A 6591-nucleotide genomic window follows, 5' to 3' on the forward strand; every position below is an offset into this window, starting at 1 on the left:
AGTATCCCGGCGGCCTCGATCCCTACCGTTTGCGACACCCGTCACCGCCTTCGGAGGAGCATCGTCGATGAGCCACACCCTGCACCCCCTACGCCGGGCCCGGCTCCAGCGCAGCGAGCTGGCCGTCCCCGGCAGCAACCCAGACTTCATCCGGAAGGCCTTCACGAGCGCCGCCGACTACGTCTTCCTCGACCTGGAGGACGCGGTCGCGCCGCCCGAGAAGGAGCAGGCGCGCCGCAACGTCGTCGCCGCGCTCCACGACCTCGACTGGCGCGGTCACGGCAAGACGGTGTCGGTACGGATCAACGGCCTCGACACGGCGTACATGTACCGCGACGTCGTCGACGTGATGGAGCAGGCCGGTGACCGTGTCGACACCCTCTTGGTCCCGAAGGTGGGGGTGCCGGCCGACCTCTACGTCGTCGAGACGCTCATCTCCCAGATCGAGCAGGCCAAGGGCTACGCCACCCGGGTGGGGACGGAGGCGCTGATCGAGACCGCCCTGGGGATGGCCAACGTGGAGGCGATCGCTGCGAGCGGCGCCGCGAGCGGGAGCCGCCTGGAGGCGCTGCACTTCGGCGTCGCCGACTACGCCGCCAGCAACCGTGCACGCACGGTCAGCATCGGCGGCCTCAACCCCGACTACCCCGGCGACCAGTGGCACCACGCGCTGAGCCGGATGATCGTCGCCTGCCGCGCCTACGGCCTGCGCGCGGTCGACGGACCGTACGGCGACTTCGGCGACCCCGACGGCTTCCGGGCGGGAGCCCGCCGGGCGGCAGCGCTGGGTGCCGAGGGCAAGTGGGCGATCCACCCCAGCCAGGTCGGGCTCGCCAACGAGGTGTTCAGCCCGCCGGCCGCCGAGGTGGAGCGAGCCCGGCGCATCGTCGAGGCCCTGCGTGAGGCCGAGGCAGCGGGCCGCGGCGCCGCCGCGGTCGACGGCAAGATGGTCGACGCGGCGTCCGAGCGGATGGCCCGGACCGTCATCGAGCTGGCCGAGGCGATCGAGGTCTCGCGCCCGGCCATGGTCGGGGCGCACTGATGGACGTCCACGAGTACCAGGCCAAGGAGCTGCTCGCGAGGTACGGCGTCCCCGTGCCGCGCGGCGGGGTCGTCTACAGCCCCGAGCAGGCGACGTACCGGGCCAAGGAGCTCGGCGGCTCCGCCTGGGTGGTGAAGGCGCAGGTGCACGCCGGCGGGCGCGGCGAGGCCGGCGGCGTCCGGGTCTGCACGGGCCACCGCGAGGTCAGCGAGGTCGCCAACGCGCTCTTCGGGCGTCGGCTGGTCACCAAGCAGTCAGGCCCGCAGGGCAAGCTGGTCCACCGGCTGTACGTCGAGGAGGCGTCCTCGATCGCGCGGGAGCTCTACTTCGGGATCGTCGTCGACCGCAGCAGCGAGCGCTTGATGGTCATCGGGTCGCGTGAGGGCGGCGTGGAGATCGAGGAGCTCGCGGAGTCCCGGCCCGACGCGCTGATCCGGATCGTGGTCGAGCCGGCCGTCGGGTTCCTGGAGTTCCAGGCTCGAGAGCTGGCGTTCGCGCTCGGCATCGAGCCCGGCCTGGTGCCCCAGGCCGTGCACCTGTTCCGCGCGGCGTACCGCGCCTTCCGCGACCTCGACGCCGCCATGGTCGAGATCAACCCGCTCGCCATCACCACCGACGACGTCACCGGCCATCAGGGGCTCGTCGCGCTGGACGCCAAGATGTCCTTCGACGACAACGCACTCTTCCGCCACCTCGAGATCGCCGAGCTGCGCGACCGCAGCCAGGAGGACGCACGGGAGAGCCACGCCGCCGACAGGGGACTGGCGTACGTCGGCCTCGACGGTGACATCGGCTGCATGATCAACGGCGCCGGCCTGGCCATGGCCACGCTGGACATGATCAAGCTGGCGGGCGGGCAGCCGGCCAACTTCCTCGACATCGGCGGGGGCGCGTCTCCCGAGCGGGTGCTCAAGGCGTTCCGCGCCGTGCTGCACGACGACAACGTGCGCGCGATGCTGGTCAACATCTTCGCCGGCATCAACCGGTGCGACTGGGTCGCCCAGGGCATCGTCGACGCCTTCGCCGCGATCGACGTGCGCATCCCGGTCGTCGTCCGGCTGGCCGGCACCCACGTCGAGGAGGGCCGCGCGATCATCGCGGCTTCGGGGCTGCCGATCCAGACCGCCGAGACACTGGCGGAGGCCGCCGAGCTGGTCGTCGCGGCCGCCGCGATGGCCGACACCGCGCAGCACGACCTGGTGGGGAGCATCTGATGGCCATCCTGATCGACGGCACGACCAAGGTGCTCGTGCAGGGCATCACCGGTCGGATCGGCCGGTTCCACGCCGACGAGATGATCCGCTACGGCACGCAGGTCGTCGGCGGGGTCACGCCTGGTCGCGGCGGCGAGAGCCTGCTCGGCCGACCGGTCTTCAACACCATGAAGGAGGCCGTGGCCGCCACCGGCGCGACCGCGTCGATCGTGTTCGTCCCGCCACCCTTCGCGGCGGACGCGATCATGGAGGCCGCCGACGCCGGGATCGGCTACTGCGTCTGCATCACCGACGGCATCCCGACCCAGGACATGATGCGCGTGAAGCGCTACATGCGGCGCTACCGGGCGGAATCTCGGATGCGACTCACCGGACCCAACTGCGCGGGCACCATCACGCCCGGCGGCCCGGGTGGCCCAGGTGGCCCAGCGATGCTCGGCATCATGCCGGGGCACATCTACCTGCCCGGACGGGTCGGCATCATCGGCCGCTCGGGGACGCTCGGCTACGAGGCCGCTGCCCAGCTGAAGGAGCTCGACCTCGGCGTCTCGACCAGCGTCGGGATCGGGGGCGACCCGGTGAACGGCTCGTCGTTCCGCGACCTGCTCGAGCTCTTCGAGGCCGACGACGACACCGACGCCGTCGTGATGGTCGGGGAGATCGGGGGCAGTCAGGAGGCCGAGGGTGCGGCGTACGTGCGCGACCACATGACCAAGCCGGTCATCTCCTACATCGCCGGCCTCGCGGCCCCGAAGGGGCGACGCATGGGCCACGCCGGCGCGATCGTGTCGGCCGCCGGGGAGTCGGCCCACGAGAAGGTCGAGATCCTGCGGTCCTGCGGCATCACGGTCGCGCCCGACCCGTCCAGCATGGGCCGCACCGTCGCCGAGGTGCTCGCCGGCACGACGGCGCACGCCGGGATCATGCGATGACCCCGTCGCGGTGCGCCGACCGGCTCGCGGCCGGCGACCGGGTCCTGGTCCTGCACGCCGGGTCCGACCACGCTCCCGGCGACCCGGTCTGGCCGGACCTCGACGAGGACGCCTGGCACGACTGCTCCGACTGGGCGCACTGGTCGCGCTGGGCAGCCGGCCGCGACCTCGACGTCGTGGGGCTCGACGTGCGCGAGGAGGGCTGCCCGGTGGCGGCGCTGACCCACCTGCTCTGGTGGGACACGACGGTCCGGGCCGTGCTGGTGGCCGGCGACGCGCGGGCGGCAGGCACCTGCGTCGACGCGGTGCGGGACGCGATGGTGCTCACGGGCTCGACCGCGCTGCTCCTCGTGGACGCGATCGGCTCGACGGTTCGGTCACGTTAGATTGACCCCCACTTGACCCATCGCTTGAGAGGCCAGCGCTTGAAAGGCCAGCGCTCGAGAGGCCAGCGCTCGAGAGGCCGCCCGTGACCCCCGCCCGGCTGCAGTCGTTCCTCGCGATCGTGGACGCGGGCTCCGCCCGGGCGGCCGCGGCACAGCTGCACGTCACCGAGTCGGCCGTCTCGGCTTCGCTGGCCGCCCTCCAGCAGGAGGTGGGCGTCGCGCTCTTCGAGCGTCGCGGGCGCGGCCTGGGGCTGACCGAGGGCGGCGTCGTCTTCGCGACGTACGCCCGGCAGATCCTCGGGCTCCTCGACGAGAGCGTCGTCGCTGCGCGCAGCGGCGTCGCGCCCGAGGCCGGCCGGCTGCGCGTCGGGGCGACGACGACCGCCGGCGAGCACCTGTTGCCCTCGCTCCTGGCGACCTTCCGGGCGGCGTACCCCGACGTCGACATCACCCTCGACGTCGGCGTGCGCGACCACATCCTCAACCGGCTCGCCGACCACCACCTCGACGTCGTCGTGGCAGGGCGTCCCTTGCCGGGGCGCGGGCTGGTCGCCCGGGCGACGCGACCGAACTCGTTGGTGGTCGTGGGCGCCCCCGGGTACGACGTCGACCTCGACTCCGCCACCTGGCTGCTGCGTGAGGCGGGGTCGGGCACCCGCGCCAGCACGGTCGCGCTGTTCGAGGCGCTCGGCATCGACCCCCCGACCTTGTCCCTGGGCTCGCACGGAGCGGTGATCTCCGCGGCCGGGCTCGGCCTGGGCGTCACGCTGTGCTCCACCGACGCGGTCGCGTGGTACCTCGAGAACGGCGAGCTCGCCGTCCGTCACGCCGAGGGGACGCCGATGGTCCGGCCCTGGCACCTGCTCACCGGCGGCACGCCGACGCCTACCGCTCACCTCTTCGTCGACCACGTGGTCGACGGCGTGGACGGCGACCTGGCGTTCACCCGGACGCGGCGACCTCGACGGAAGGCCAGCAAGAAGTGAAGGGCCCACGATGAGAGGACGACGATGAGCGCGCGGCACCCGATCATGGCGGTGACCGGCTCGTCCGGCGCCGGGACGACGTCGGTCACCCGCACCATCGAGCAGATCTTCCGCCGCGAGCACGTGCGGGCGGCGATGGTCGAGGGCGACGCCTTCCATCGCTACGACCGCGACGGCATGCGGGCCGCCACCGCCGAGGCCGAGCGCGCGGGCAACCACCACTTCTGCCACTTCTCCCCCCAGGCCAACCTGCTCGGCGAGCTCGAGGAGCTCTTCGCGTCGTACGGGCGCGACGGCACCGGCAGGACGCGGGAGTACTTCCACGACGACCTCCCGACCCGCGACCCCGCCGGCGGCACCTTCGGTGAGTGGCGACCCCTCCCCGAGGGCACCGATCTCCTCTACTACGAAGGCCTGCACGGGGGGTACGCCGACGAGCGTCTGGACATCGCCCGGCACGCGGACCTCCTCGTCGGCGTGGTGCCGATCATCAACCTCGAGTGGATCCAGAAGCTGCACCGCGACCGTGCCGCGCGCGGCCACAGCGACGAGGAGGTCGTGGCCACGATCCTGCGGCGGATGCCGGACTACATCGAGCACATCTGCCCGCAGTTCTCGCGGACCGACGTCAACTTCCAGCGGGTGCCCAACGTCGACACCTCGAACCCCTTCGTGGCGCGCCACATCCCGACCCTCGACGAGAGCACCCTGGTCATCCGCTTCCGGGACCCGCACGGGATCGACTTCCCGTTCCTGCTCTCGATGCTGCACGACTCGTTCATGTCGCGCCCCAACACGATCGTCGTCCCCGGCGGCAAGATGGAGCTCGCGATGCAGCTCATCTTCACCCCGATGATCCTGCGCCTGATCGAGCGCCAGCGCGCGGCTGTCTGATCCTCTCCGTGGTCGAGGAGGTCGCGCAGCGTCCCCGGTGGTCAAGGAGGTCGCGCAGCGCCCCCGGTGGTCGAGCAGCGAGCCTGCGAGCGGATAGTCGAGACCACCCCCACGTGGCCGAGGAGACCGCCCAGCCACCCCGGTGGTCGAGCAGCGAGCCTGCGAGCGGATAGTCGAGACCACCCCCGGGTGGTCGAGGAGGTCTCGCAGACCGTCACGAGACCCGGCGACGACTCTCCGGGCAGCGCACGTCATCGGTGAGGTCAGCGTCACACCAACAACGTCGGAAACCCTGTGGATGATGACTTCTGCGGGTCCTCGGTTGTCGGTGGTCACCCCTAGCGTTGCCGGTGATGAGCTACTCCACACCCACCCCGCGCCACCCCCTGGTGGAGGCCGCCGACGACCTGGACAAGATCCTCGCCGGCGTCGCCGGTGTCGACCCCACCTACCTCGCGACCGAGGACAAGAAGGACCTGCTGCGCAGGTTCACCACCCTCTCCTCCCAGATCGAAGGACTCCGCCTCAAGGTGATCGCAGCCTCCGAGGACGTGGCCGCCGAGCACGCCGACAAGAGGGTCGCGGACTGGGTCGCCCGTCAGACCAGGTGCGACAAACGCGCCGCGCACGCCCAGCAGAGTCTCGCTGAAGCGTTGGACGCACGGTGGACCCGGATCGGCGGCGGGGTGACCTCCGGGCGGGTGCACCTGGACCAGGCCCGAGTGATCGTGAAGGCGCTCGACCAGCTCCCACCCCAGATCGGCCCCGAGGCCCGCCGTCTCGCCGAGGAACAGCTCCTCGAGTTCGCTGACGACTTCGGGCCGCGTGAGCTGGTCAAGCTGGGTGACCGGATCCTGGCCTATGTCGCACCCGAGGTCGCCGACGCCGAGGAGCTGAAGGCGTTGGAGGCCGCCGAACGCAGAGCCGAAGCCAGGACGCGGTTGACCTACAAGACCAGACCCGACGGGTCCCTGGAGTACTCCGGGGTCCTGCCCCCCGTCGAGGGCGCGATCCTCAAGACCGTCATCGACGCCAAGTCCTCACCCCGACGCCGCGACCAAGCCGGCGGATGGACCGACCCAGCCACCGGGCAACGGCTCACCGCCGACCAAGTCCGCGGCGAGGCGTTCCGCGACC

Annotated in this window: 7 protein-coding genes; all 7 read left to right on the plus strand. The window is 71.7% G+C overall.

Annotated elements, in window-relative coordinates; all coding sequences use genetic code 11:
- Positions 1 to 67 precede the first annotated feature (67 nt).
- Positions 68 to 1042: an HpcH/HpaI aldolase/citrate lyase family protein gene (locus tag ABD295_RS12400; protein WP_344304032.1), complete on the plus strand. Its 975-nt coding sequence runs from the start codon at positions 68 to 70 to the stop codon at positions 1040 to 1042.
- Positions 1042 to 2256: a malate--CoA ligase subunit beta gene (locus ABD295_RS12405; RefSeq protein ID WP_344304033.1), complete on the plus strand. Its 1215-nt coding sequence runs from the start codon at positions 1042 to 1044 to the stop codon at positions 2254 to 2256. The genes ABD295_RS12400 and ABD295_RS12405 overlap by 1 nt, the downstream gene beginning before the upstream one ends.
- Positions 2256 to 3188 carry a succinate--CoA ligase subunit alpha gene (gene sucD / locus ABD295_RS12410; RefSeq protein ID WP_344304034.1) on the plus strand — a complete coding sequence of 311 codons (933 nt, stop codon included), beginning with the start codon at positions 2256 to 2258 and terminating at the stop codon, positions 3186 to 3188. Before ABD295_RS12405 ends, sucD begins: the two co-directional genes overlap by 1 nt.
- Complete coding sequence (locus ABD295_RS12415; RefSeq protein ID WP_344304035.1) at positions 3185 to 3574, plus strand: hypothetical protein; 390 nt, start codon at positions 3185 to 3187, stop codon at positions 3572 to 3574. Before sucD ends, ABD295_RS12415 begins: the two co-directional genes overlap by 4 nt.
- 83 nt (positions 3575 to 3657) lie before the next feature.
- Positions 3658 to 4560 carry a LysR family transcriptional regulator gene (locus ABD295_RS12420; protein ID WP_344304036.1) on the plus strand — a complete coding sequence of 301 codons (903 nt, stop codon included), beginning with the start codon at positions 3658 to 3660 and terminating at the stop codon, positions 4558 to 4560.
- Between the two features lie 24 nt (positions 4561 to 4584).
- Positions 4585 to 5454, plus strand: a complete 870-nt coding sequence (locus ABD295_RS12425; RefSeq protein ID WP_344304037.1) for a phosphoribulokinase — start codon at positions 4585 to 4587, stop codon at positions 5452 to 5454.
- A 353-nt stretch (positions 5455 to 5807) separates the two neighbouring features.
- A partial coding sequence (locus ABD295_RS12430; protein ID WP_344304038.1) for a DUF222 domain-containing protein occupies positions 5808 to 6591 on the plus strand: 784 nt, incomplete at its 3' end.

It is taken from the genome of Nocardioides bigeumensis (genome assembly GCF_039531755.1).
Taxonomy (GTDB): Bacteria; Actinomycetota; Actinomycetes; order Propionibacteriales; family Nocardioidaceae; genus Nocardioides; species Nocardioides bigeumensis.

Bases quoted from the DNA above. Each gene is read 5' to 3' on its own strand.
- sucD (WP_344304034.1), top strand. From the start codon at position 2,256: ATGGCCATCCTGATCGACGGCACGACCAAGGTGCTCGTGCAGGGCATC.
- ABD295_RS12405 (WP_344304033.1), top strand. From the start codon at position 1,042: ATGGACGTCCACGAGTACCAGGCCAAGGAGCTGCTCGCGAGGTACGGC.
- ABD295_RS12415 (WP_344304035.1), top strand. From the start codon at position 3,185: ATGACCCCGTCGCGGTGCGCCGACCGGCTCGCGGCCGGCGACCGGGTC.
- ABD295_RS12425 (WP_344304037.1), top strand. From the start codon at position 4,585: ATGAGCGCGCGGCACCCGATCATGGCGGTGACCGGCTCGTCCGGCGCC.
- ABD295_RS12400 (WP_344304032.1), top strand. From the start codon at position 68: ATGAGCCACACCCTGCACCCCCTACGCCGGGCCCGGCTCCAGCGCAGC.